Source organism: Paracoccus broussonetiae, assembly GCF_031854425.1.
In the GTDB taxonomy this organism is placed as follows: domain Bacteria; phylum Pseudomonadota; class Alphaproteobacteria; order Rhodobacterales; family Rhodobacteraceae; genus Paracoccus; species Paracoccus broussonetiae.
This window is the reverse complement of record NZ_JAVRQI010000002.1, coordinates 142,418-165,276: the sequence shown is the minus strand read 5'-3', so window position 1 is coordinate 165,276 and position 22,859 is coordinate 142,418. Positions and strand designations below refer to the sequence as shown.

The following is a 22,859-nucleotide window of genomic DNA, read 5'->3' as shown; positions in this document are numbered from 1 at the left end:
GGTCAGCGTCCTTTCTGCTTCGGGTCCAGCGCGTCGCGCAGGCCGTCGCCCAGCAGGTTGAAGGCCAGGCTGACGCTGACGATGGCGATGCCGGGGAACAGGACCAGCCAGTTGCTGTCGATCATGTAGCGTCGACCGGTCGCGATCATCGCACCCCATTCCGGCAGCGGCGGTTGCGCGCCAAGACCCAGGAAGCCAAGGCCCGCCGCGGTCAGGATCACGGTCGCCATGTTCAGCGTCAGCCGGATGATGACCGAGGGCAGACACATCGGGACGATCGACTTGACGATGATCCGTGCGCTTGACGCCCCCTGCAGCCGCGCGGCCGAGATGTAATCCGCCTTGCGAAACGTCATCGTCTCGGCCCGTGCGAGGCGCGCGATGGGCGGCCACGAGGTCAAAGCGATCGCGATGATCGCGTTGTGAAGGCTTGGCCCCAGCGCCGCGACGAAGGCCAGCGACAAGATCAGGCTGGGGAAGGACAGGAAGATGTCCGTGATCCGCATCATCACCGTGTCATAGCGCCCGCCGAAATATCCGGCGGTGGTGCCGACCAGCAGCCCGATCGGGCCGACGACGACCGTGACCAGCGTGATGATGGTCAGGCTGATCCGCGCGCCATAGACGACGCGGCTGAAGATGTCCCGGCCCAGCTCGTCCGTGCCGAACAGGTGGCCGTTTCCGGGCGGCTGCAGCACGTTGTCGAGGTTCTGGGCATAGGGGCTGTGCGTCGCGATCAGCGGTGCGCAAAGCGCCACCAGGCACAAAGCCAGGATGATGATGACCCCGAAGGCCGAGGTCGGGCTGCGCATCAGGCTGCGCAGCAGGCCCAGGGCCTCGTGCAGGACCGGAATGCGCCGGGGCAGTGAGGTTTCGGTGGCGGCCATTATCGCGTCCTCGGATCGAATACTCGGTAGAGAATGTCGGACAGGATGTTCAGGGCGATGAAGATGACCCCGACCAGCAGCACGCAGGTCATGACCGCGTTCATGTCCCCGATGATGAGGTTGTTGGTCAGATATTGCCCGAAGCCCGGCCAGGCGAAGACCGTCTCGATCAGGACCGCGCCCTCCAGCAGAGAACCATAGGCCAGCGCGACGATGGTGATCAGCTGGACCCTGATATTGGCGAAGGCGTGGTGCCAGATCGTCTGGCGCCGCGACAGCCCCTTGACCCGCGCGGTCACGACATATTCCTGTCCCAGCTGGTCCAGCATGAAGCTGCGCACCATGCGGGTGATATACGCGGACGACGAGTATCCCAGCAGCAGCGCCGGCAGGATCAGGTGGCGCAACGCGGACAGGAAGATGTCCACCCGCCCCGCCAGCAGGCTGTCGATCAGCAGGAAGCCGGTCGGCGTCGCGATCTCTCCGGTATAAAAGAAATCCATGCGCCCGCTGCCCCCGGCCCAGCCGAGCCAGGCGTAAAAGACCAGAAGTCCCAGCATACCGGTCCAGAAAATCGGCATGGAATGACCCATCAGGCTGAACACCCGGATCGCCTGGTCCTGCCAGCGGTCCTTGTTCACCGCGGCCAGAACGCCCAGTGGAATGCCCAGCCCCGCGCCCAGCAGGATTGCCAGAGTCGCAAGCTCGATCGTGGCGGGGAAGACATGCAGGATATCCTGCACGACGGGGTGCCCGGTGCGGATCGATGTGCCGAAATCACCGGTGGCGACATCCTTCAGGTAGACCAGGAACTGTTCCCACATCGGCCGGTCCAGTCCCAGCTGATGATAGACCTGCTCATAGGTTTCCTGGCTTGCATCTTCGCCGATCATGGCACGGACGGGGTCCGCAGGCATGACTCGGCCGATGATGAATGTCAGCAAGAGCAGGCCGAACAGGGTGACGGCTATCGACAGGGCCTGGCGTCCGAGCCCCTGAAGCCGTGCCTTTTGCAAGGACATCGCCTTCCCCTTCATGTTGGAATGGCTGCGCAGGCGAAGCTGCGGCGCATCGGGTCATCCAGTCCCGCCACCGGCTTCGGCAGCGGGACGGGGTTCAAAGAAAATCGTCCCGCCGGGGGGTAAAACTGTCAATCAGCTCGCCCGCCTCAAGGCAGCGACAACCATGCGTGACGTTCGCGTCGATGGTCAGCGCGTCGCCCGGTTGCAGGATCAGTGTCTCGTCACCGCGCCGAAACTCGAAGCGGCCGGCGCGGATATAGGTCGACTGCACATGCGGATGGGAATGCAGTGCGCCTTCGGATCCGGTCTGGAACGTGAAGGACACCAGCATCATCTGGTCATTCTGGGCAAGCACCTGCCGGGTCGTGCCCGGTCCGGTGGTGACGACAGGATATTCGTTCTGTGGCATTGGCTCCTCCCGAGTCGAGAGAGGATTAACCTATCCTAACATGTAATACAAGATTTAAACATGTCGACAGGTTCCGACATCAAGGCCGGTCGGCAACTGTCGCCCGGCTCCGCAGCAATTCGCGATACCTGTCCATTGAGCCGCGCAGATGGGCGGCCATGCACTGCCGCGCCGCCTGCTGATCGGACTGGATGATGGCGTCGACGATCCGCCCATGTTCTTCCTGCAGATGCAGATTGTAGTCGCGGGGACGTGCTCCCGCGGGCGCGCCCTGCAATTCGCCGCGCGGGATGATGCCCGATCGGATCAGTTGCAGGAATTCGGGGAACCGGCGGTTCTGCGTCGCCTCGGCAATGGTGTGGTGGAAATCATAATCCGCATCGCGCGTCGGCTGCCCCAGGCGCAGGCGGTCCGCGACGTTCCGATGTGCCTCGATGATGCGTTCAAGCTGGCTTGCCGAGCGGCGCGCAGCCGCAAATCCCGCGGCCTCCACCTCGAAAACCGTGCGTAATTCCAGCAATTCGATGACGGATGAGATGCGGTCCACAGAAAGGCCCGAGAAGGGGGCCTGCCGCTGGGGTGCGTCCAGAACGAAGACGCCCGCGCCCTTGCGCGATTCGACCAGCCCGTCTGCCCGCAGGTTGGCAAAAGCCTCGCGGGCAACCGTCCGGCTGACGCCATAGCGCTCCGTCAGATCCTTTTCGCTGGGCAGTCGCGTGCCCGGTGGATAGGTCCCGGCCTCGATGGCCTGACGCAGATCGCCGCAAATGCGGCTGACCAGGGACTGCGTGCCTCCGGGTTGCATGTTTTGCTCCTGATAAATCAAAGGGCCGCTTGTCCCGCAGCCGCATCGTCGTCTTGATCGTTCAAAGCACGACGACATGTGCACAGGCAAGCGGGCTGTCGCCGTTTGTCGCATAACATGTAATACAGATTATTGACAAGTTATGCAACATGCCGCATCAGTCTGCCATCGCCCCGCCGATCGGGCCGCAGATTCGAGGAACATCATATGCTCATCTCCGACGTTCAGGTCCGGGTGTTCGAAACCACGACGCGCCGCCATTCCGACAGCGCGGGCCATGCCCATCCCGGTCCCGCTCACAAGGTGCGCCAGGCGATGCTGACCATCCGCACCGAGGACGGGCACGAAGGGCACTCTTTCACCGCGCCGGAAATCGTGCGGCCCCACGTGATCGAGAAATTCGTGAACAAGGTGCTGATCGGACAGGACCATCGCGACCGTGAACGGCTGTGGCAGGACCTGGCGCATTGGCAGCGCGGTTCGGCGGCGCAGCTGACCGACCGGACGCTGGCGGTAGTCGATTGCGCGCTGTGGGATCTGGCCGGGCGCAGCCTGAACCAGCCCGTGCACAAGCTGATCGGGGCCTATCGCGACAAGGTCCTGGCCTATGGCTCGATCATGTGTGGCGATGAGCTGGAGGGCGGGCTGGCCACGCCCGAAGATTATGGCCGCTTTGCAGAGACGCTGGTCAAGCGCGGCTACAAGGGGATCAAGCTGCACACCTGGATGCCCCCGGTCAGCTGGGCGCCCGATGTCGGGATGGACCTGAAGGCCTGCGCGGCCGTGCGCGAGGCCGTGGGGCCGGATATCCGCCTGATGATCGACGCCTTCCACTGGTATTCGCGCACCGACTCGCTGGCGTTGGGGCGCGGGTTGGAAAAGCTGGGCTTCGACTGGATCGAAGAGCCGATGGATGAACAGTCGATGTCGTCCTATAAATGGCTGGCCGACAATCTGGATATTCCGGTCGTCGGCCCGGAAAGTGCGGCGGGCAAGCATTGGCACCGCGCGGAATGGGTCAAGGCGGGGGCCTGTGACATCCTGCGGACCGGCGTGAACGATGTCGGCGGCATCACGCCTGCGCTGAAGACCATGCGGATGGCGGAATGTTTCGGCATGGAATGCGAGGTTCACGGCAATACCGCGATGAACCTGCATGTCGTCGCCGCGTCGAAGAACTGCCGCTGGTATGAACGCGGGCTTCTGCATCCCTTCCTGGAATATGACGACGGCCACGACTACCTGAACGCGCTGTCCGACCCGATGGATCGGGACGGCTATGTCCATGTTCCCGACCGTCCCGGCCTGGGCGAGGACATCAATTTCGATTTCATCGAGAACAACCGCGTCGCCTGAACCGGGCCGGGACGGCCCGGATGCCATTCAAAGGGAGGAGAGGCGCATGAGGGAATTTTTGAAACGGGCCGCGGTCCTGGCCTTGTTGGCCAGCACTGCCCCGATGCCGGCCCTGGCCGAAACGCCGGCCGACCAGCTTGTCGTCGCGACGACGATGAACAACATCCTGACTCTGGACCCGGCCGGGATTACCGGGCGGGAAACCGTCCAGGTGCTGAACAACATCTATGACACGCTGGTGATCCTCGACCCCAAGGATCGCAGCCTGAAGCCCCGCCTTGCCCAAAGCTGGGAGATTTCAGACGACCGCATGTCGGTGCGCTTCCACCTGCGCGAAGATGCGCACTTTTCCTCGGGCAACCCGGTCACGGCGGATGACGTGAAATGGAGCCTGACGCGCCTGCTTGCCCTGAACCTCGCACAGGCCTCGGCCCTGAAGACGCGCGGCTTCCGGGTCGAAGATGCCGACAAGCTGTTCGTCGCCGAAAACGACCATACCTTCGTCCTGAACCTGCCGCAGCCGGATGATCCGACGCTGGTGATGATGATCCTGGCTCAGAACGGCTTCGGCACGATCCTGGACAAGCGGACCGCGCTGGAACACGAGGTTGACGGAGATTGGGGCGCGGCCTGGCTGCGGACCAACGCGGCCGGTTCGGGCCCCTATACGCTCAGCGAATGGGCGTCCAACGAATATGTCATCATGACGCGCAGCCCGACCTATTGGGGGCCGCCGCCTGCGATGCGGCGCATCCTGTTCCGGCATTTGCCGGAATCGCAGACGCAGCGACTGATGCTGGAAAAGGGCGATATCGACGTCGCCTATTCCATGCAGTCCCCCGACCTGAAGGCGCTGGAATCGGACCCCGAGATCAGGGTCGAGACCACCTTCGGATCGGGATTCTACTACCTGGCGGCGTCGATGAAGGACAAGCGGTTCCAGGATCCGCGCGTCCTGCAGGCGCTGCGCCTGCTGATCGATTATGACGGGATCAACCGCGCGGTCATGCCCTATTTCGGCAAGCTCAGGCAAAGGCCGATCAGCACGGGTGTCATCGGCTCGCTTCCCGATCCCGGCTATCATCTGGACGTCAAGCGCGCCCGCGAACTGCTGGCCGAGGCGGGATATCCGAACGGCATGGACGTGTCCCTGCGCTTCCTGTCCGAGGAACCCTTTGCCAAGGCCGCGACCGCGATCCAGAACACGCTGGAGCAGGGCGGCTTCCGCGTCCGCATGATCAGCGGTTCTGGCGACATCATCTATGGTGCGATGCGGGACCGGGATTTCGAGCTTCTGATCGGTCGCGGTGGTGGTGGCCAGCAGCCGCATCCCGACAACAACCTGCGATCGCTGGCCTATAACCCGGACAATTCGGACAAGGCCAAGCTGACCAACTACCAGGGTTGGCGGGCCAGCTATTACGATCCGGATATGAACCGGAAAGTCGAAAACGCACTGCTTCTGGCCGATCCCGCCCAGCAGAAGGCCGCTTACGAGGACATCCAGAACTATATCGACGCCCACCCCTTGCCGATCCAGCCTTTTTCCGAGGTGCTGGACACGGCAGCCTTTCGCGCCAGCGTCCATGGCGTGATTGCAAGCCCCTGGGTGTCGCGCTTCGAATGGGTCACGAAGGCGCCCTGACCCATTCGGGCGGCGGGGACTGGGTGCCTGACTAGCCCAGCACCCGCTGCGATTGGGGATCATAAAGCGGCTTCAGGCTGGCCTCGGCCGCGAAGCTTTGTCCCGCGACCTCGATCCGGTAATCCGACGCCAGCATTTCCGCCGCCGTCTCGTCCGTGCGGCAGGGGACATAGCCCAGTCCGATCGCTCCCTGCAGGGTGTGGCCATATGCACCCGAGGTGATCTGCCCGACGATCCGGCCGTCGCGCAGGATCGGCTCGTTATGGAACAGCAGCGGAGAGGGGTCCGACAGGCGGAATTGCAGCAGGCGCCGGGTCAGTCCGGCGTCGCGCTTGCGCAGCACGGCGTCGCGCCCGAAGAAGTCACCCTTGGCGGGTTTCACGGCAAAGCCCAGCCCTGCCTCCAGCACGTGATCCTCGTCCGTGATGTCATGCCCGAAATGGCGATAGGCCTTTTCGATGCGGCAGGAATCCATCGCATGCAGGCCGCACAGGCGCAGGCCCAGATCGGTCCCGGCCTCGGTCAGGGTCTCGAAGACATGCGCCGCCTGTTCGGTGCTGACGTAAAGCTCCCACCCAAGCTCGCCGACATAGGAGATGCGATGCGCGCGGGCGAGGCCAAGCCCGATCTCGATTTCGCGCGCGACACCAAAGGGATGCGCTGCGTCCGAGAAATCATCCGGCGAAACTAGCGACAGCAAGTCGCGTGACCTTGGGCCCATGACGGGGATGACGGCCTCGGCGGCGGAAACGTCTGTGATGGTCACGAATTCGGCGTCAACGTGACGACGCAGCCAGGCCAGATCGCGCTGCAAGGTCGCGCCGGGCACGACCAGAAGGAAGGCGTTCTCGGCAAGACGCGTCACCGTCAGGTCGCTTTCGATGCCGCCGCGATCGTTCAGCATCTGGGTATAGACGATCCGGCCCGGCTCGACGGCAAGGTCATTGCCGCATAGCCGCTGCAGGAACGGCAGGGCGTCCCGCCCCTCGACCCGGATCTTGCCAAAGCTCGTCATGTCAAGCAGTCCGACGCCTTCGCGCATCGCCCGATGCTCGGCGGCGCTATTCTCGAACCAGTTCTGGCGACCCCAGGCATAGTCATAGGCGCGGGGCTGGTCGCCGCTGGCGAACCAGTTTGCGCGCTCCCACCCGGCCACCTCGCCAAAAACCGCCCCCTGCGACTTCAGATGCTCGTGCAGAGGCGAACGGCGCAGCCCGCGGGCCGTGGCCATCTGACGATAGGGAAAGTGATCGGCGTAAAGCAGCCCCAGCGTTTCGGTCACGCGCTCGCGCAGGTAGCGGCGGTTTCTCTGGAAGGGCTGGGCGCGGCGGATATCGACCTCCCACAGGTCAAAGGGTGGCTCGCCCTTGTCCATCCAGCGGGCCAGCGCCATGCCCGCGCCCCCCGAGGAAACGATCCCGATCGAGTTATACCCGGCCGCCACCCAATAGCCCTGCAATCCCGGCGCCTCGCCCAGATAATAGCGGTCGTCGGGGGTAAAGCTTTCCGGGCCGTTGAAGAAGGTATGGATGCCGGTTTCCGCAAGGATCGGCATGCGCGCGACGGCTTTTTCCAGGATCGGTTCGAAATGGTCCAGATCCTCGGGCAGCTGGTCGAAGCAGAAATCCTCGCGGATGCCCGACATGCCCCAGGGCTTTGCAACCGGCTCGAACGCGCCAAGCAGGATCTTGCCCGCATCCTCCTTGTAATAGGCGCATTCGTCGGGAACGCGCAGCACCGGAAACTGGGCCAGGCCGGGGATACCCTCGGTCACGATGTAGAAATGCTCGCAGGCATGAAGCGGCAGGGTGACGCCGTTCTGCGCCGCAAGATCACGGCCCCACATGCCGCCGCAATTGACGACATGGGTGGCGGCGATATGGCCGGTTTCCCCATCCGCCTGCCAATCGACGCCGGTGACGCGGCCGCGATCGGTGGTGACGCGCGTGACCTTGACGCCTTCCTGAATGCGGGCGCCCCGCATCCGCGCGCCCTTGGCAAGGGCCAGCGCGATATTGGCCGGGTCTGCCTGTCCGTCGCCCGGCAGATGCACCCCCGAGACCACGTCGCGGGTCTCCAGATGCGGATAAAGCGACTTGACCTGCGCCGGCGTCAACTCATTCACCTCGACACCGAAAGCACGCGCCATCGAGGCTTGGCGCAACAATTCCTCGCGCCGTGCTGCAGTCAGCGCGACGGTCATCGAGCCGCGCTGGCTGAACCCGGTGGCCAGGCCGGTCTCTGCCTCAAGCCGGCGGTACAGATCTGCCGAATACTTCGCCAGTCGCGTCATGTTCTGGCTGGCTCGCAACTGTCCGACCAGCCCGGCCGCGTGCCAGGTGGTGCCGCAGGTCAGCTGCTTGCGCTCCAGCAGCACGATGTCGGTCCAGCCCAGTTCCGCCAGGTGATAGGCGACCGAGCAACCGGAGATGCCGCCACCGATGATGACGACGCGGGCGGAACTGGGCAGGTCTTGCATGAGTCGCTCTCTGGCTAGGGTAGGGACATGGTGTCACCCTGAAATGAAAAAACAAGCATTGAATTTCACCACGGTGAATTTATTCAGCAGCAGTGCGGGTGGGCTGGAATATTTCTCAATTTCATCATAAACGTGGGGGATGGACAGGATCGGGCAGGATATCCGGGCCTTGCGCAAGGCCCGTCGCATGACCATCGCGGATTGCGCGGCGGCGCTGGATCGCTCGCTTGGCTGGCTCAGCCAGGTCGAACGCGGCATGACCACACCTTCGGTCCATGACCTTGGCCAGATCGCGCGGCTGTTCGACCTGAACATCAGCTTCTTCTTCCGATCTTCCAGCCGCCGCCCGGAAGAACAGGGGCTTGTCGTTCGTGCAGCCGACCGCAGTGCCATCGGCTCGGCTGAATCCGGCCTGTCCGAGGAATTGCTGTCCCCCGGCCTCAGCGGTTCGTTCGAAATGATCCGCTCGGTCTTTGCGCCGGGGTCGAAAAGCAGCGGAATGCGCCCCGCCCGCGACAAGGAGGATGGCGGGGTCCTGCTGTCCGGGCGTCTGATCCTGATCCTTGGCAGCGCGCGGTTCGAACTTGGCCCCGGCGACAGCTTTCAGTTTCGCGAAGAAAGCTACGGCTGGGAAAATCCGGGCGCGGAACCGGCAGTGGTCCTGTGGATCGTGTCGCCTCCCATCTACTGACCGTCGCCGTCAGGCCGGCTTGATGTTCAACAGATGAGCGAAATCCCCGCGCCGCGCCAGAACGTCCGCCAGACTGTATCTGTCAAGGACTGCCAGAAACGCCTCCAGCGCCTCGCCCAGAACCGAGGTCAGTCCGCAGGCCGGGGCGATGATGCAGCTGCCACATCCCACCAGATCAAAGCTGTCCTCGGTGTGACGAATCAGCGCACCCACATTGATCTCTGACGGCTTCCGAGCCAGCCGGACGCCTCCATTCCGGCCCCGGACGCTGTTCAGATACCCCGCGTTGACGAGGTCGTTGATGACCTTCATCAGGTGATTTTGTGAGATTCCATAAGCCTTTGCGATCTCGGCGATCGAGGACAGCCGCTCTGGCTCGCGGCCCAGATACAAAAGCGCCCGCATCGCGTAATCGGTGTATTGCGTCAGCTTCATCGGTCCCTCGTCAACTTGCATCCCTGTTGCGCGATATGGGGCGCATGAATAGATGTATCCACGATACATCTTTAATCGCCGCGGCGACAGGATAAGGACAGGAGCTTCCCATGACCGACCAGCTGAGTGAACGCACCATCGCGCTTGTAAAGGCCACCCTGCCTGCCCTGCAGGCGCATGGGCTGGACATCGTCCATGAAATGTACAGCCGCATGTTCCGCAACCCAGAGATCCGCGATCTGTTCAACCAATCGCATCATGGCAGCAGCGACGCCCAGCCGCGTGCACTGGCGGGGGCCGTGCTGGCCTATGCCGCGAATATCGACAACCTTGGCGCGCTGACTTCGGCGGTCGAACGGATCGCCCAGAAACATGTCGGCCTGCAGATCCTGCCCGAGCATTACCCCCATGTGGGTGAGGCATTGCTGGGCGCGATCAAGCACGTTCTGGGCGATGCCGCCACGGATGAGATCATGACCGCCTGGGGCGAAGCCTATTGGTTCCTGGCCAATATCCTGATCGGGCGCGAAAAGGACATTTATGCCGAGCAGCATGGGCTTCAGGGCGGCTGGAACGGCTGGCGCGATTTCCGCATCGAACAGATGACCCGCGAAAGCAGCGTAATCACGTCCTTCGTGCTGGCCCCGGTCGATGGTGGGCCGGTCATGGATTACAAGCCGGGTCAGTACCTGACCTTCTGGCTGGAAATCCCCGGACAAACCCCGGTCAAGCGCAACTACTCGATCTCGGCCGCGCCGAACGGGCGCAGCTATCGCATCTCGGTCAAGCGCGAAGAGATGGGGCTGGCCTCGGGTTGGCTGCACGCGCAGGAACCGGGCACCGTCCTGAAAGTCGCGGCACCGGCAGGCGATTTCCACCTGAAGCCCGCGGCAAAGCGGCCGGTCGTCCTGCTGTCGGGCGGCGTCGGCCTGACGCCGATGGTCGCGATGCTGGAAACGCTGGTTCGCGATGGAGCGGATGTGCCCGTGCATTACGTCCACGGCACGCATGATCGCGATACCCACGCGATGCGCGATCATGTCCGCAGTCTTGCCGCCGGGCGAGGAAACGTTCTGGTGACCGATTTCCACCAGACCCCGCTGCCGGGCGAAGAAGCCGGGCGCGACTATGACCACGAAGGGATCATCGGCGGCGACTGGCTGCTGGCGAACACGCCCGTCGCGGATGCCGATTATTACCTGTGCGGTCCGCGACCCTTCCTGCGCGCGACGGTGCAGGCTTTGGCCGAGGCCGGGGTGACCGCTGACCGGATCCATTATGAGTTCTTCGGTCCCGCGGACGAACAACTCGCGGCCTGAACCAAACTGCGCGGCGGGGATGATCTTCCCCGCCGCGCAATCCGCGGGTCAGCAAAGCCCTCGGGCTGCCAGGTTCTTCATCAGGGCCGAAATGCCGTAGCTCCATTGCGGGCATTCGGTCGACAGTCGCACGGTATTGGTCAGTCGCCCAAGCCCCGGCGCCGAGATCGTGACGATATCGCCCAGCTTGTGGGTGAAGCCTTCTCCCTTCGCATCGCGATCTTCGGTCGGGGCGAAAAGCGTTCCCAGATACAGCATGAATCCGTCGGGATACTGGTGATGGCGCCCAACCGTCTGTCGCACGAGATCTTCAGGATCGCGGCTGATCTGGGACATCGAGGAATGACCGTTCAGCACGAACCCGTCCGGCCCCTCGACCCTCAGCGCAAGTTCGGCACGGCGCACGTCATCCAGCGAAAATCCCGCATCGAACAGGCGGATCATCGGCCCGATCGCGGACGAGGCATTGTTGTCCTTGGCCTTCGACAAAAGCAGGGCCGAACGTCCCTCGACATCGCGCAGGTTTACGTCATTGCCAAGCGTCGCGCCCACGATCCGGCCCGCAGAGGAAACCGCCAGCACGATTTCCGGCTCGGGGTTGTTCCAGGTCGAGATCGGGTGCAGTCCGATTTCCGCGCCCGGCCCGACCGAGCTTAGCACCTGCGCCTTGGAGAAGACCTCGGCATCCGGGCCGATCCCGACCTCAAGGTATTGCGACCACATGCCTTCGGCGATCAGGGCCTCCTTCACGCGGACGGCCTCCTCGGACCCGGCGCGGATATTGCGCAGGCTGTCACCGATCACGGCACCGATGCGGGTGCGGATGGCTTCGGCGCGGGCCGGATCCCCGCCCGCCTTTTCCTCGATCACACGCTCGACCATGGACCGGGCAAAGGTCACTCCACAAGCCTTGACCGCCTGCAGGTCGCAGGGGGCAAGGAAGTGAATTACCGAAAGATCCCCGACCCGTCCCGCCGCGATCTGGTCGAGCGGACCAAGGGCTACCCCCGCAGCATCGCGGACATGGGCGGCCGGATCCGCCATCTCGCAGATTTCCGAGACGGTGGCCGCACCTTTCGCGGTGATGTCGATGACCTGCCCGTCGCGCAGGGTCACCACCGCTGGCCCCTGCATCTTGGGCAGCCAGACTCGGCCCAGCCAAAGGCCGGAAAGATCGTCGATCATGTCATTCCTCATGTCCACTGAAGGCGAGCCGCAGAAGCGTCGCGTCATCCATCTTGTCACGTTCCAGAATACCCGCCAGCCGTCCCTTGGACAGAACCGCCACCCGGTCGCACAGGGCATTGATCTCGGGAAGCTCGGATGAGGCGACGATGACTGTCAGCCCTTCATCGGCGGTGCGGCGGACAATCTCGTATAGTTCGGCCTTGGCACCGATATCGACGCCGTGGGTCGGTTCATCCAGCAGCAGAAGCCGGGGCTGTGCCAGAAGCGCGCGGGCAAAGATCACCTTCTGCTGGTTTCCCCCGGACAGGGTCGTGATGGGCTGACGGTCACTTTCCATCCGGACGCCCAGAGCCTTAAATTCGGCCCCGGTGCGCTGTGCCTCGATCGCAGTCGCGACCAGGGGGCCATGTGCCATGCTGCGCAGAGCCGCGGCCGAGGCGTTCCGGCGTACCGAATGCTGCGGCAGGATCCCGGCGGTCTTGCGCCCCTCGGGCACCAGCGCGACCCCGTCCCGCAAGGCGTGGGCGGGATCTACCGGAGCGTGACGTTGACCCATCAGTTCCATGCGCCCGGCGCGCAGTCGGCGCGCACCGCAGATCGTCTCAAGAAGCTCGGTCCGGCCCGCCCCGACCAGCCCGAACAGGCCGAAGACCTCGCCCCGGCGCACTTCAAGGCTGATATCGCGCAAATGATCGCGGTCGCTGACGTCTGACAGCAGAAGCGCGGGTGCCGATACGGGGACAGCGCGCGGCTGGTATTCGAACAGGCTTTGCTTTCCGGTCATGTCGCGGATGATCTGTGCACGGCTTGTCCGGCCCGGCGGCAGGTCCGACACGATCTGCCCGTTGCGCAGCACCAGCAGCCGGTCACAGATCTCCATCGCCTCTTCCAGCCGATGGGTGATGAAGATGATCGCCGTGCCCTCGGACCTGACGCGGCGGACATAGGCCAGGAACGACGCGACCTCATGCGGCGTCAGCGATGATGTTGGTTCGTCCAGGATCAGCAGGCGCGGCTTGCGGGCTGCGGCCCGAGCGATCTCGACCAGTTGCTGTTCCCCTGCGCGCAGGCTGCCCGCCAGGCGCTCGGGCCGGATCCAGTCGGCCCCGATCCCGTCCAGCATCGCGCGCGAGGCCGAACGGATGGCCGCGAAATCGACCAGCCCCAGCCGGTTGCGGGGCAGGCGACCCAGGAAAAGGTTCTCAGCGACGCTGAGCGATCCGACGATGGACAACTCCTGATGGACGAAGGAGATCCCGGCCTCGATCCCCTCGGTGATCGAGCCCAGTTCATGGGTCGCTCCGTCATAGGAGATCTGCCCGCCCGAGGGCCGCAAGGCCCCCGAGACGATGTTCATCAGCGTGGATTTTCCGGCCCCGTTCTCGCCCAGAAGACCGATGACCTCTCCGGGGTGAACGGTAAACGAGACGTTCTTCAGGACCTGGTTCGGCCCGAAACTTTTCTCGACCCCATCGAGCACCAGAAGCGGAGGGGGCGCGTGCCCCTCCTCCACGGCCGGGACGGCTCGGATCACGAACCCGACTCCTTCGTCATCAGGTTGCCGTCGACCTTGATGACATCGCTTTCCGGTTGGTAGCCCGCAACGATATGGTTGAATAGCATGACCGAGCCGTCGAAGGCCTGCTGGAACGGTGCCTGGTCAAGCAGACCGACCATCTCGCCCGACGGCACATAGGCGGTGTTCTCGGGGGTATGGTCGAAGCCCACCACTCCGACCTTGCCGGTAAGCCCCAGATCCTTGACCGCCTTGGCTGCGCCAAAGGGTCCGCCCGCCGTCACATAGATCATGCCCAGATCGGGATTCGCCGTCGCCATGTCCTGCACGATGCTATAGGCGGCCTCGGCCTTGTCGCGGTTTTCGAAGGGACCGACGATCTGGATACCGGGCGCGTTTGCTTTCAGATATTCCAGTGTTCCGTCCATCCGCGCCTGGTGCTGGGTCGCGCCGAAATAGCCGGTGATGACACCCAGCTTACCCTTGCCCTGCATCTTTCCGGCGATGAATTCGCCGATCTGCGCCCCGGCTGCCTTGGCGTCCTGACCGATGAAGGCCAGCCGCTTCGACGGCTGGCTGCCCTCGGCGATGATGGTGACCACGGGCACGCCTTCGTCGACCGCCTCATTGATGATCCGGGCGGTGCCGTCGAAGATCGGCACGACCACGATGCCGTCGTAATTCTGGACCAGCGCCGCTTCGACACCGGCGACCACCGCCTCGGCGGTCAGGTCGTCGCCAAGGTCAATGAAATCGACCTTGCCGTTGAAGTTCTTGAGATAATCGTTGGCGGCCCCGGCCCCTTCGGTGACCGGAACCCAGAACGGGTTGTTCTGGAAGGACAGGAAGGCGATCCGCACCTCCTTGTCCGATTTCTGCGTGGCGGCCACCGTCGCGCCCTTGGGCAGGTCCTGCGCCATCGCGGCGGGCGCGAGTGCCAGTGCCAAGGCCGCGGCACCGGCGCCTATCCATTTCTTCATCTGCATCAGGCTTCTCCTCCTCAGATTTGCTATTCGTCCGCCTCGGGTCCGCGCCGCAATCCGTCGATCCCGACGGCCATGATGATGATCAGCCCCTTGGTCACCACCTGCCAGTAGGCCGAGACCCCCAGCAGCACGAAGGCGTTGTTCAGCAGCGCCATCAGCATCGCGCCGATCAGCACCCCCAGGATCGAGCCGCGCCCTCCGCTAAGCGCGGTGCCGCCCAGAATGACGGCGGCGATCACGTCAAGCTCGTATCCCATGCCCAGGTTCGGATCCGCGCTGGCCAGGTTTCCGGCCAGGATGATCCCGCCCAGTCCAGCGACTAGCCCGGTGAAGGTGAAGACGATCATGCGGGTGCGGGCGATGTCGATACCGGCCAGCCGCGCGGCCTTGGGGTTGTCACCCACGGCATAGATCTCGCGCCCTGCGACGCTGCGTGTCGCGCCGATATGGACCATCACGACCAGAAGGATCATCAGCAGGACCGAAACCGGCACCCCGGCGATCCGCCCTGCACCCAACCATTCCGCCCAGCCGGAATATGGGACCGGGATACCGCCTGTCATCAGCAGGGCGACGCCGCGCGCAACCGACAGCATCCCCAGCGTCGCGATGAAGGGATTGATCCGCAGCCGCGTGACCATCAATCCGTTAAGAGCGCCCGCACAAGTCCCGGCACCCAGCCCCGCCATCAGCGCCAGCGCATCCGATCCCGTCGCCCTCATCACCATCGCCGAGCAGACAGCCGACAATCCGATGACCGAGCCGACGGACAGGTCGATGCCGCGGGCGATGATGACCAGCGCCTGACCCAGTGCCACGATCGCCACGACCGAGGCCTGTCTGCCGACATTCATCAGGTTCCGATGGGACAGGAAATACTCGCTGGCAAAGCTTAGATACAGCGCCACCAGCAGCAGCATGGCCAGCACCGAGAATTCGCGCTGCCGCACCAGCGCGCGCAGGTCGAATGTCATCTCAGCGCCTCCTGAAACGCGGCGCACGCTTGGCCGAGAATGCGGCGCGGCCCTCGTTTGCGTCTTCGGTCGCAAAGCAGATGGTCTGCAGGTCGCGTTCATAGGCGATGGCCTGCTCCAGCGGCATGTTGAAGGCTGCCGCGAGGTTGCTTTTCGCCGTCTCAGCCGCGATGGGCGCGCGGGCGGCGATGGCGGTCGCGATTTCGACCGCGCGGGCATGCAGGGCGTCGGCGGGGTAAACCTCGCTGACCAAACCCCAGGCCAGGGCCTTTTCCGCGTCGATGGGGTCGCCCGTCATCACCATCATGGCCGCGTTCGAGGGTCCGATGGAGTGCGCAAGCAGCGCGGTCATGCCGCCACCACCGATCCAGCCCAGCTTGACCTCGGGTGCCCCGAGTCTTGCGGTATCGGCAGCAATGCGGATGTCGCAGGACAGCGCCATCTCCAGCCCGCCGCCAAAGGCATAGCCGTTGATCGCGGCGATCGAGGGTTTTCGAAGTTCCCGCAGCGCGTCGCAATACTCGGTCCGGTTGCGGAAGTCCCAGGGCGTGGCATAGCTGTCCAGAAGCGCGATGTCCGAACCCGCGCAAAACGCCTTGCCGGTGCCGGTCAGAACGACGGCGCGTACGTCGTCATCCTGGTTGCAGCGGGTGATCGCATCGACCATCAGCTCGGCCATTTCGGGCGTCATGGCATTCAGCTTTTCGGGCCGGTTATAGGTGATGACGCCGATCTGGCCCTGCGTTTCGAATGTCAAAGGGGCGATCATGCGGTTACCTCGGTGCTGGCCTTGTGAGAGGCGCGGAACAGGTCTTCCAGCCGGACGGAAAGAAGGCCGGTATCGGTCCCCGCGGCAAATCCCTCGCGCAGGAGGGCCGAGGCCGCGCCCTGGAACGCGATGAATCCGTCGTGCCGGGGCCGGATCGACGCCGCCTGAAGCGTGGCGGCGGTATCGGCAAAGAAATTGCCGGTCAGCGCGTTCACGCGCGGATCAAGCCATGCCTCGCTCGTGCCGGGCTGGCCGTCGTGGTCTGGAATAAAGCCGCGCTGCGCCTCGGGGCTCATCAGCCACAGAAGATGGGCGCGCAGGGCATCATCGACCGTGCAGCGGGTCGAGATCGCGATCCCGGTCCCGCCCAAGATAGAGCTGGGCAGTCCGTCCGCCGTCATCCGGGGCGCATCGGAAAAGGCCAGCGGCACCGGCCGCGATGGCGCGGCATAATTCACATAGCCATAGATGAGCGGGCACAGGATCACGTCCTGCTCCCTCGAGGACATGCGCTCAAGAATCCCGATCGGGTTCAGCGAGGAGACCGAAGCGGGGCTGCGCTGCGCCAGTTCGCCCAGAAGGGTCAAGGCACGGGTCGCGGTGTCGGTATCGATCCAGCGGTCGCCGTCGCGAAGGTCCAGATCGGGGCGGATCGATTGCACGACCGACAGGAAGGACAGGAATGCATGCGGCCCGGCCAGGGACAGTGCGACTTTGCCGGTCTCGCGCGAAATGGCCGCAACCTCGTCCCATGTGCGGGGCGGGGTGGCAAGGTGGTCGGCGCGGCGGGCCATGACCTGCGTCGCGGCATCCAGAGGCAGGGCCCATGGACGGCCCTGCATCACATAGCTTGCCATGCTGGGACCGATGGCACGATCTGCGATCGCGGCCAGTTCCGATGCGTCAAACACCTCGTCAAGGGGGCGCAGGCAACCAAGCGCCAGCGCCTCGCCCAGATGGGGGTGATCGAGGACGACCAGATCGTATCGGGCGCAAAGCTCGCCGATGGGAGCGCTTTCAAACCCCTCCAGCGGTTGCGCCTGCCACGCGATCGGTCCGCCCGCGGCCTCGGCAGCTTCCAGGGCGTGGCGTCCGCGCGGGTGATCCCAGGTCAACCCACGGAACATCAGGACTGCCCCCGGCCGACGGCGCCCTGCGCGACCAGCGTCTCGATCTCGGACGGGTCATAGCCTGCGGCCGCCAGCACCTCGTCGGTATGCTGCCCGGTCAGCGGCGCGCCGAAGCGCATTTCCGACGGAGTGCGGGAAAACCGGATAGGGAAGCCCGGCGTCTTGACCCGGCCTTCCGTCGGGTGGTCGTATTCGATGAAGGTGCCGTTATGGACGATCTGCGGATCCGTCAGCAGGTCGGCATAACCATAGACCGGCCCGACCCAGATTCCTTCCGCCTCAAGGCGGGCCAGTGCGTCGGGCTGGCTGAACTTGGCGATCGCATCGCGGACCAGTGCAAAGGTCTCGTCGCGGTTTTCCCATCCGGCGCTCATTTCGTCCAGTCCGGCAAGGCGCGGTTCTTCCAGCGCGCGGGCGAGGCCGGGGAAGTTCGGCATGGCCAGCGCGATGAACTTGCCGTCATTGGTCCCGAAGATGCCATAGGGCGAGCGGATATATACATGGGCATGCGGCTCAGCCGAACGGGTCTGCGGCTTTTGCCCGACGGTATAGACAGACAATTCCTGCATCTGGATGGTGGTGATCGCATCCAGCATGTTGACCTCGACCTTCTGGCCTTCGCCCGTACGCTCGCGGTGGTAAAGCGCGGCCAGCGCGCCTTCGAAGGCGGTATAGGCAGTAATCGCATCGACCAGATATTGGCCCGCCGGGGTCGGGGCTTCGCCCTCGCGTCCGGCGGAAAGCATCGCGCCCGACATTGCCTGCAGCAGCAGGTCCTGTCCGGGGCGCATGGCGCTGGGGCCATCCTCGCCATAGCCGGACATCGAAACATAGATCAGCCGCGGATTGATCGCGGAAAGGTTGTCGTAATCGACGCCCAGCCGCGACGCGACACCGGGGCGATAGTTTTGGATGAAGACATCTGCTGTGGCGACCAGCTTGCGCAGTACCTCTTTGCCGCCTTCGGATTTCAGGTCGATGGCCAGCGACCGCTTGTTGCGGTTAAGCGACAGGAACGAGACGTTGATCTTGTTCCCGGTGATCCCGCCGGCGGGAGCATGTCGCTGCCACTCTCCCGCAAGGGGTTCGATCTTGATGACATTCGCGCCCAGATCGCCCAGCCGCTGCGCCGCGAACGGTCCAGCCATGGCGATCGAGCAGTCGAGAACGGTAACTCCGTCGAGAATGCCCATGAAATTGCTCCTTAATGCATCGTCCAGCCGCCATTGACGGCCAGGGATTGTCCGGTGATGAATCCCGCCTCGTCGGACAGGAAGAATCGGATGGCCGCGGCGATGTCGCCGGCATGGCCGCGCCGCTTGACCGCCTGCCGCTCAAGAACCATCGCGTTATAGCCCGCGGGATCGGGATGGATCTTTTCGGCATCGGTCGGGAAGGCGCCGGGGGCGATGGCGTTGACGGTGATGCCCCATTTGCCGAACTCTCGCGCCCAGGCCCGCGTCAGGCCCATCAATGCGCCCTTGGATTGGACATAGGGGGTCAGGTTCTCCCACCCGCCGGTCAGCGTGATCGAGGTGACGTTGATGATCCGGCCCCAGCCCTGCGCCCGCATCCCCGGAAGGGCGGCGCGGGTGCAGATCAACGCCGCTTCCACATTGATCGCATGAACCAGCGCGAGTTCGTCCGAGGTGTATTCTTCGAACGGTTTCGAGGGATAGATGGCGGCGTTATTGATGACCGCATCTAGCGGACGTTCTGCAACCAGCCCGGCCAGCAGCGCCTCGATCGAGGGCTTGTCGGCCAGATCCGCCTCGACCAGATGCAGGCGAGCGCGCAGGTCGGCGGGGGTGTCAGCGACAAGCTCCGCGTTCTTGCGATGGTCGCGGTCCAGCGCGATCACCTCTGCCCCGGCCATCAGAAGCTGCAGGGTGGTCTGGTGGCCAAGCCCCCCTGCGGCCCCGGTGTAAAGGATGCGCCGTCCGGTCAGGTCAGACATCGCGGCCCCCGATCTTGCGGAAATTGCCCGAGGGCACGGGATAGTCGGTATCTGGCTGGGCGTGGATCGCACGGATGCGCGCCTCGGCCCAGGCGACGGCGGCGGCGTCGGGCAGGATCACGAAACGGCTGTCATAGGCGCGCTCCTCGCCATGTTGCAGCCAGATCATCTCGTCACGCTCACGCGCGGACAGGTTGCCCAGAACATGGTTGGTCGAGGGTTCGATCCCCAGTGCATATTGCCCGGCCTGCAGGTTCTGCCACTCGTACTGGCAGGGGAACTGGTCCTTGCGCGTGACGACCATGAAGCCAAGGCCAAGCCGGTCATTGACCAGCGCGACGGGAACCTCTCCGCTGTCGTCTGCGACAAGCTCGTGCTGCCATACCTGTTCATGGAAGTTCATCTGCGGCGCCGGAAGACGGCGATAGCCGACGCCCTGCCGGTCATAGCTGTCGGCATGCGCGGCCCAGACGGTTTCGGCGATGGGCGCCAGATAACGCGCACCTTCCTCAAGCACCGGATGGCCGACATTGATGTGATAGCAATACATGTGAGGCGTGCGATAAAAGCCGCGGTTCACCACGCGGTCGGACAAACTGATCTCGTCCGATCCGACCTCGATCTCGATGCGGCGATGCAGTTCCAGGTGTTCGCCAAAAACTGCCGATTGCGTGACGACGCCTTCGGCCCACAGGAAACAGCGGTCGCCGTCCCAGCGTTCGCCATAACCGGTCAGATGCGCAGGGATCGTCCCGGCGCGACCGTGCAGCGAATGCGAGGCGGTCTTGCGCGGACCATAGACATAGCTGTCCGTCGGCACCTCGTTCATGAACAGGATGTGGTCCAGCCCACAGGTCACCATCAACCCTGAAAAGCTGCGCATCCAGCCGAGCCCGCCTTCGCCTTCATAGTCGGAAAGCGAGGGGTGGCGGAATCCAGCGGGCGAATGCCAGCCGATGGCCCGCCCATTATGTTCGCAATCGGCAATATCCATCGCGCGGTCGACAAGGACAGTGAAACGCAGGCCCGATCCGCTGCGAAATTCCAGCATCCGGTTGCCACGTTCGATCCCGTTTTCCAGCACCATCAGCCGGACGCCCGCGGCATGGGACAACCCTCCGCTGGCCGCCTCGATTTCGTGGCGGGTCAATGTCTTGCCGTAAAGTTCTACCATCGTTTCTAGTCCTGGATGATGCTGCCGCGTCATTCGGCAGGGCGAAGAATGCGTCCGCCCTGCCGGATTGCAGGAATGTGTCAGCAGCCGTTCGCGCGCAGCTTGCCGTCAAGGAAGGCTTTCGCGCGGCCGACATCGGATTCGTCCAGATGCTCGATGATCATCGGGATGTTCGGATGCTTCTGCGCCAGACGCTGCAGATACAGGTCGTAGTTCAGCTCACCCAACCCGGGGGCGGGCAGCTCGATTTCGCCCACGCCACGGAAGGTGTGGCTTTCCGCCGCCGAGGCGTCGCCGATATCCGAGTGCTTTTCCGACTTGTCGTCGCCCGAACGCTTCACGTCCTTGGCATGGGCGATCTTGATCTTGTCCGACAGCGCGTCGAAGACGAAGTTCAGCGTCTTGTCCATCTTGTCGATGTTATGGGACTCGAAATAATTGGTCGGGTCCATCAGCAGGCCAAGGCCCGGATGATCCACCTCGGCGAACATGCGCAGGGTTTCCTCGACCGAGCCCACGACGTTGTTCACATAGGTTTCCAGCAGGAAGACCGAGCCGTGATCCCAGGCGAATTTCGCCAGATCGGTGATGACGGCGCGGCAGTCGTCCCAGCCTTCCTCGGTCTTGTTCTTCGGGTGATGCACCCAGTCGCTGCTGGTATCGAACGTCCCGGTTTCCGAGATCACATAGGGCGAGCCCAGATATTGGGCGTGGGCCAGGATTTCCTTCAACCGGTCCAGCCGCACCTTGCGCGTCGCCGCGTCCGGATGGACGATATTGGTATAGGCCGAGATGCAGCAGACCGGCAGGTGGTGGTCGCGGAACGTGTCGCGGATGGTGCGGCATTTTTCCGGCGTGACCTGGCCGTCCGAGACGTCGATATCGCTGAAATGCAGATCAAGCTGCACGGTGTTGAAGTTATGCGCGCGGATCTTCTCCGCCGTCGTCTTAAGGTCATAGGGGAAATACCCCGTAAAGATCCCTGCTTGCATCATGACTGATTTCCCTCCCGTTTCAGTCTTTTGAAATATCGTGGCGCACGGTCCGGCCCTCATCGATCGAGCGATAGGCGGATTCGACCAGCGCCATGGTCCGCACGTTGTCCGCGATGGACAGGGCGGGGGCCTCGCTGCTGTGGATGGCCCATTGCAGCTGTTCCATCACGCCGATGAAGGCATGGGGGAACCACATCGTGTCCCATTCGGGCGTGACCCATTCCCCACCGGTTTCCGTGCGCGAGGCATAGGTCAGCGTCGAGGGCCCGCCAGTCGGCCAACCGATCGTGCCCTTGGCCACGCCCTCGGTCCCCTCGACGCGCCAGTTGATATGCTGGTCGTCGGCGTAACCTTCGGCGCGCGGGCCGGACCAGACATCCTCAAGCGACAGCGCGAGCAGCCCCGAGGGGAAGCGCAGCATGGTCGACACAATCCCGTCCTGATGCGCGAATTCGGTGCGGGGGTCAGTGCGGGTGACCGTCGTGACCTCAGACGGGTCGCCGAACAGGAAGCGCATGACATCAAGATGATGCACGCTCATGTTCGACAGCGTCAGCCGGTCGTAGCCTTGCAGGAAGCCCTGCCAATGCGGGATCGCGTGCATGTCGATCTGGGCAAAGACCGGCGCGCCCAAGGCGCCGCGGTCCAGAAGCTGCTTCAGCACACGCATCGACTGGTCGTAGCGCATGTTCTGGTTGACCGACAGGATCTTGCCCGCAGCCTTGGCCTCATCCCGCAGCGCCCGCGCCTCATCCAGGGACAGGGCCAGCGGCTTTTGCGCAAGGATGCCCTTGATATGCGGCTGCTTCAGCGCGTGCCGGATCAGCCCGGGTTGCAGATGCGGCGGATAGGCGATGTCGATAATGTCGAGAGAGGTATCCTCGATCAGCGCCTCGGGCGTGTCGTGGACCTTGGCAATGGCATGGCGATCGGCAACGGCCTGCGCCCGTGCGGGGCTGCGCGAGGCAATCGCCGCCACCGGGAACCCGGCAAGGCGATACGCCTCGAGGTGGCATTCCGCCATGATCATGCCGGCGCCGATGGCGCCGATACGATAGTCGCGGCATCGGATCCGAGGATCCGGGGTCAGGTTCTGCACTTTCATCTTGCTCCCTTGTCCGG

21 protein-coding genes are annotated in these 22,859 nt (G+C 63.9%); 4 read left to right on the top strand and 17 right to left on the bottom strand.

The annotated features are described in order from the left end of the window. Positions 1–2: 2 nt before the first annotated feature. From RM190_RS03335 to RM190_RS03320, 4 genes are all read right to left on the bottom strand, one after another. Complete coding sequence (locus RM190_RS03335; protein ID WP_311757981.1) at positions 3–887, bottom strand: ABC transporter permease; 885 nt, start codon at positions 885–887, stop codon at positions 3–5. Further along, positions 887–1,909 carry an ABC transporter permease gene (locus RM190_RS03330; protein WP_311757980.1) on the bottom strand — a complete coding sequence of 341 codons (1,023 nt, stop codon included), beginning with the start codon at positions 1,907–1,909 and terminating at the stop codon, positions 887–889. Before RM190_RS03330 ends, RM190_RS03335 begins: the two co-directional genes overlap by 1 nt. 94 nt (positions 1,910–2,003) lie before the next feature. Further along, positions 2,004–2,318 carry a cupin domain-containing protein gene (locus RM190_RS03325; protein WP_311757979.1) on the bottom strand — a complete coding sequence of 105 codons (315 nt, stop codon included), beginning with the start codon at positions 2,316–2,318 and terminating at the stop codon, positions 2,004–2,006. A 79-nt stretch (positions 2,319–2,397) separates the two neighbouring features. Beyond that, positions 2,398–3,123, bottom strand: a complete 726-nt coding sequence (locus RM190_RS03320) for a FadR/GntR family transcriptional regulator (protein ID WP_311757978.1) — start codon at positions 3,121–3,123, stop codon at positions 2,398–2,400. Positions 3,124–3,330: 207 nt separating this feature from the next. Here RM190_RS03320 and RM190_RS03315 point away from each other — a divergent pair, with 207 nt between their 5' ends. Next, the gene (locus RM190_RS03315) at positions 3,331–4,479 is read left to right on the top strand and encodes a mandelate racemase family protein (RefSeq protein WP_311757977.1); all 1,149 of its coding nucleotides are present in this window, start codon (positions 3,331–3,333) and stop codon (positions 4,477–4,479) included. A gap of 46 nt (positions 4,480–4,525) precedes the next feature. Next, a complete protein-coding gene (locus RM190_RS03310; protein WP_311757976.1) occupies positions 4,526–6,124 on the top strand; it encodes an ABC transporter substrate-binding protein in 1,599 nt (532 codons plus the stop codon). A 31-nt stretch (positions 6,125–6,155) separates the two neighbouring features. Here RM190_RS03310 and RM190_RS03305 read toward each other — a convergent pair whose 3' ends face one another. Next, the gene (locus tag RM190_RS03305) at positions 6,156–8,603 is read right to left on the bottom strand and encodes a GcvT family protein (protein ID WP_311757975.1); all 2,448 of its coding nucleotides are present in this window, start codon (positions 8,601–8,603) and stop codon (positions 6,156–6,158) included. A gap of 139 nt (positions 8,604–8,742) precedes the next feature. Between RM190_RS03305 and RM190_RS03300 the strand changes: the two genes are divergently transcribed. Then, complete coding sequence (locus tag RM190_RS03300; RefSeq protein WP_311757974.1) at positions 8,743–9,294, top strand: helix-turn-helix domain-containing protein; 552 nt, start codon at positions 8,743–8,745, stop codon at positions 9,292–9,294. Positions 9,295–9,303: 9 nt separating this feature from the next. Here the strand turns inward: RM190_RS03300 and RM190_RS03295 are convergent, their stop codons facing one another. After that, entirely contained in the window at positions 9,304–9,750 is a 447-nt protein-coding gene (locus RM190_RS03295; protein ID WP_311757973.1) for an RrF2 family transcriptional regulator, read from the bottom strand. An 89-nt stretch (positions 9,751–9,839) separates the two neighbouring features. Between RM190_RS03295 and hmpA the strand changes: the two genes are divergently transcribed. Further along, positions 9,840–11,048 carry an NO-inducible flavohemoprotein gene (hmpA, locus tag RM190_RS03290; protein WP_311757972.1) on the top strand — a complete coding sequence of 403 codons (1,209 nt, stop codon included), beginning with the start codon at positions 9,840–9,842 and terminating at the stop codon, positions 11,046–11,048. 48 nt (positions 11,049–11,096) lie between these two features. Here the strand turns inward: hmpA and RM190_RS03285 are convergent, their stop codons facing one another. The 11 genes from RM190_RS03285 to RM190_RS03235 all read right to left on the bottom strand — a co-directional run bounded on the left by RM190_RS03285 (position 11,097) and on the right by RM190_RS03235 (position 22,842). After that, the gene (locus RM190_RS03285) at positions 11,097–12,233 is read right to left on the bottom strand and encodes a fumarylacetoacetate hydrolase family protein (RefSeq protein WP_311757971.1); all 1,137 of its coding nucleotides are present in this window, start codon (positions 12,231–12,233) and stop codon (positions 11,097–11,099) included. Between the two features lies 1 nt (position 12,234). Further along, positions 12,235–13,770 carry a sugar ABC transporter ATP-binding protein gene (locus RM190_RS03280; RefSeq protein ID WP_311757970.1) on the bottom strand — a complete coding sequence of 512 codons (1,536 nt, stop codon included), beginning with the start codon at positions 13,768–13,770 and terminating at the stop codon, positions 12,235–12,237. Next, positions 13,767–14,738: a sugar ABC transporter substrate-binding protein gene (locus RM190_RS03275; protein ID WP_311757969.1), complete on the bottom strand. Its 972-nt coding sequence runs from the start codon at positions 14,736–14,738 to the stop codon at positions 13,767–13,769. The genes RM190_RS03280 and RM190_RS03275 overlap by 4 nt, the downstream gene beginning before the upstream one ends. Before the next feature lie 23 nt (positions 14,739–14,761). Beyond that, positions 14,762–15,712 (bottom strand): ABC transporter permease, encoded by a 951-nt coding sequence (locus tag RM190_RS03270; protein ID WP_311757968.1) that lies wholly within the window; start codon positions 15,710–15,712, stop codon positions 14,762–14,764. Between the two features lies 1 nt (position 15,713). Beyond that, complete coding sequence (locus tag RM190_RS03265) at positions 15,714–16,481, bottom strand: enoyl-CoA hydratase/isomerase family protein (protein ID WP_311757967.1); 768 nt, start codon at positions 16,479–16,481, stop codon at positions 15,714–15,716. Further along, on the bottom strand, positions 16,478–17,608 hold the full coding sequence (locus RM190_RS03260; protein WP_311757966.1) for an ABC transporter substrate-binding protein: 1,131 nt from the start codon (positions 17,606–17,608) through the stop codon (positions 16,478–16,480). Before RM190_RS03260 ends, RM190_RS03265 begins: the two co-directional genes overlap by 4 nt. Then, entirely contained in the window at positions 17,608–18,804 is a 1,197-nt protein-coding gene (locus tag RM190_RS03255; RefSeq protein WP_311757965.1) for a CaiB/BaiF CoA transferase family protein, read from the bottom strand. The genes RM190_RS03260 and RM190_RS03255 overlap by 1 nt, the downstream gene beginning before the upstream one ends. An 11-nt stretch (positions 18,805–18,815) precedes the next feature. Continuing rightward, a complete protein-coding gene (locus RM190_RS03250; RefSeq protein WP_311757964.1) occupies positions 18,816–19,568 on the bottom strand; it encodes an SDR family NAD(P)-dependent oxidoreductase in 753 nt (250 codons plus the stop codon). Next, complete coding sequence (locus RM190_RS03245; protein WP_311757963.1) at positions 19,561–20,742, bottom strand: aldose 1-epimerase family protein; 1,182 nt, start codon at positions 20,740–20,742, stop codon at positions 19,561–19,563. Before RM190_RS03245 ends, RM190_RS03250 begins: the two co-directional genes overlap by 8 nt. Before the next feature lie 80 nt (positions 20,743–20,822). Beyond that, positions 20,823–21,737: a sugar phosphate isomerase/epimerase family protein gene (locus RM190_RS03240; RefSeq protein ID WP_311757962.1), complete on the bottom strand. Its 915-nt coding sequence runs from the start codon at positions 21,735–21,737 to the stop codon at positions 20,823–20,825. A 19-nt stretch (positions 21,738–21,756) separates the two neighbouring features. Next, a complete protein-coding gene (locus tag RM190_RS03235; RefSeq protein ID WP_311757961.1) occupies positions 21,757–22,842 on the bottom strand; it encodes a Gfo/Idh/MocA family protein in 1,086 nt (361 codons plus the stop codon). Positions 22,843–22,859 lie beyond the last annotated feature (17 nt).